Origin of the sequence: uncultured Campylobacter sp., from assembly GCF_938018145.1 — a bacterium.
Lineage (GTDB): Bacteria > Campylobacterota > Campylobacteria > Campylobacterales > Campylobacteraceae > Campylobacter_A.
Genome location: NZ_CALIII010000228.1, coordinates 1 through 2,348, shown reverse-complemented (window position 1 = coordinate 2,348; position 2,348 = coordinate 1). Strand labels below are relative to the sequence as shown.

Annotated in this window: 3 protein-coding genes; 2 read left to right on the top strand and 1 reads right to left on the bottom strand. The window is 45.5% G+C overall.

Annotation, left to right across the window (positions count from 1 at the left end):
* Both Q0338_RS05200 and Q0338_RS05195 read left to right on the top strand, forming a co-directional pair.
* Positions 1–189: hypothetical protein (locus Q0338_RS05200; protein WP_298085832.1), on the top strand; the 189-nt coding region annotated here is incomplete at its 5' end.
* Entirely contained in the window at positions 177–1,349 is a 1,173-nt protein-coding gene (locus Q0338_RS05195) for a HAMP domain-containing sensor histidine kinase (RefSeq protein WP_298085831.1), read from the top strand. The genes Q0338_RS05200 and Q0338_RS05195, both read left to right, overlap by 13 nt.
* A gap of 161 nt (positions 1,350–1,510) precedes the next feature.
* Here the strand turns inward: Q0338_RS05195 and Q0338_RS05190 are convergent.
* Positions 1,511–2,348: hypothetical protein (locus Q0338_RS05190; RefSeq protein ID WP_298085830.1), on the bottom strand; the 838-nt coding region annotated here is incomplete at its 5' end.

Genomic DNA, 2,348 nt, shown 5'->3' with positions numbered 1-2,348 from the left:
TGCGGCTCTAGATTTCAAAATTTAGCGCCGAATTTGATTAAATTTACGGCTACCGCGTGGCAAAGGGCAGGGGACGAGTTTCAAATTTTATCCAAATTTACGCAAATCTTTTGCGGTTTTAAGCTTCAAAATTTACGTCCGCAAAATACCCGTAAATTTAATCCAAAAGGCGGCAAATGTCCTTGCTAAAACCTCTTAAAAAAGCTTTTGCAGCACTTTCAGACCGTCAAATTTTACCTATATTTTTGCTTTATTTCATCACGAGCGCCGCATTTTTGGTCTTTTTTGCACAGATGTTTTACGAGCGCGAGAAGCATTTTATACTCGATCGCGACGTATTTATCGTGCGAGATTTGCAGCATCACCTGCAAAATAAACTGCAAAAAAACGGCGAGATAGACGACGATGATTTTGACGACGTCGAGGCTTTTGCCGTAAATTTAAAAACGGGTGAGGAGATTGAGGATGATTTTGAGCCGCGCGAGGGCATGCCGCAAAGATACAAGGACGGAACGAACTCTGTGGTGCAGTTTTACCTCAAAAATCGCCTCGGCGAGGAGGAGTACTATGTCGCCGTTAAGGTCGCAGATCCCGAGTTTGCGATTCTCACGCTAAAACTCAAGATAATATTTTTCTCGTTTATGATACTGCTTGCTATTTTAGTCATAGCTTATTTTATCATCCGTCTTTCGCTGCGTCCGCTTTACCGCCGCATCGACTTTTTAAACGGCTTTATCAGGGACACGACGCACGAGATAAACACGCCTCTTAGCGTTATTTTGATGAGTATCGAGATGTTTGAAACCGATCCGAAAAAATACCTAAACAACATAAAAACCGCCTCCAAAACGATCTCGACGCTATACGAGGACCTCACGCTAGTAAAGCTTAGCGGCAAAGAGGACGGCGCGGCGACGAGCTTTAGCCTAAGCGAGCTGGTGCGCGAGAGGATCGGGTATTTTGGGCTAAATTTGGAGCAAAAAAATATAAATTTAAGCACGCAAATCGCCGAGGTGCAGCTGCGCTCATCCTATAAAAAAACGCGAAAAATCATCGACAATCTACTAAGTAACGCCATAAAATACTGCGACGAAAACGGCCGCGTAAGCGTAAATTTAACCCCTGCTGCGCTCGCGATTTCAAACAGCGGCGCGGGCATCGCTAAGGAAAATTTGCCGCGGATTTTTGATCTTTACACGCGGTTTGACGAGCGAAACGGTGGCTTTGGCATCGGGCTTCATATCGTTAAAACTTTTTGCAAGGAACTCGGGTTTAAAATCTCGTGCAAAAGCAGCGAGGGGCTAACGGAGTTTCGCGTGGAGTTTGGCGGGAGTGCGGTTAAAATTTAAGAAAGCCGGGCTGTAAATTTAAGTTGTTTTAGTTTGTGCGGCAAGTTTGAGTTAAATTTTAAACCGTCAAATTTGACCCAAACCGCTAAACTTAAATTTGACGCGCAAGCGGGCTAAATTTAGAAAGTATGCAAAACCGAGAAGCCAAATTTGGCGTACCACTAGATAATATCCACGTTTATTTCGTTTTTAACCTCTACGGTTACGCTTTGGGTCGTGCCGTTGTATTCGGTGTAGTCTGTGCCTACGTTTCCTTGGGTAAAGTTTTTAAGATGCAGCGTATCTCCGCTCTCTCCGTCTATTTTTAGCCTGTTGTTACTGTCTGTCATATCAAGCACGTCCTCGGCGGTTATCGTGGTTTCGACATTATTTTCGGCGCCTCCTAGCTCGAGTTTTTCAAAGTCTTTGACTCTGCTAAAGTCTATGGTTTCGGAGATATTTAGCGTATCTTCGCCGTCGCCGCCTTTTATGACGGAGGTTGAGATGTTCGCTCCTTTTTCTATCACGACCTTGTCGTTGCCCTCGTCGCCTCTTATTTCGGAATAATTATCAAAATTTGCTCCGGCTTTTATGCTGATAGTATCGTCGCCCCTGCCTCCAAATATCATAGAGTGCGAGACGTTTGCGCCGCCGTTTATGTTTATGGTGTCGTTGCCTTCGCCTCCGGCTATGCGTGAGGCGTTTTGGATATGCGCGCCGCTGTTGATATGTATTTCGTCGTCTCCTTCGGCGGCGTTTATCTGGGCTTTATCGAGGATCGCTCCGCCGTTTACGTTTATGGTGTCGTTGCCCGTACCGGTGTGTATGTAGGTGCCTTGCTTAAACTCGGCTCCGCTGTTTAGCGTTACGACGTCTTCGCCTCTGCCCGTGCCGATACCTGCGGGGTTTCCAGATGTTGTAGCATTTTCAAAGGTGCTATTAGAGATAGTCACTTCGTCGTTATCATCCTCTGTAAATAGCTCGGAGTTTATAAATTTAACGCCGTCAAGCTCGATCCTT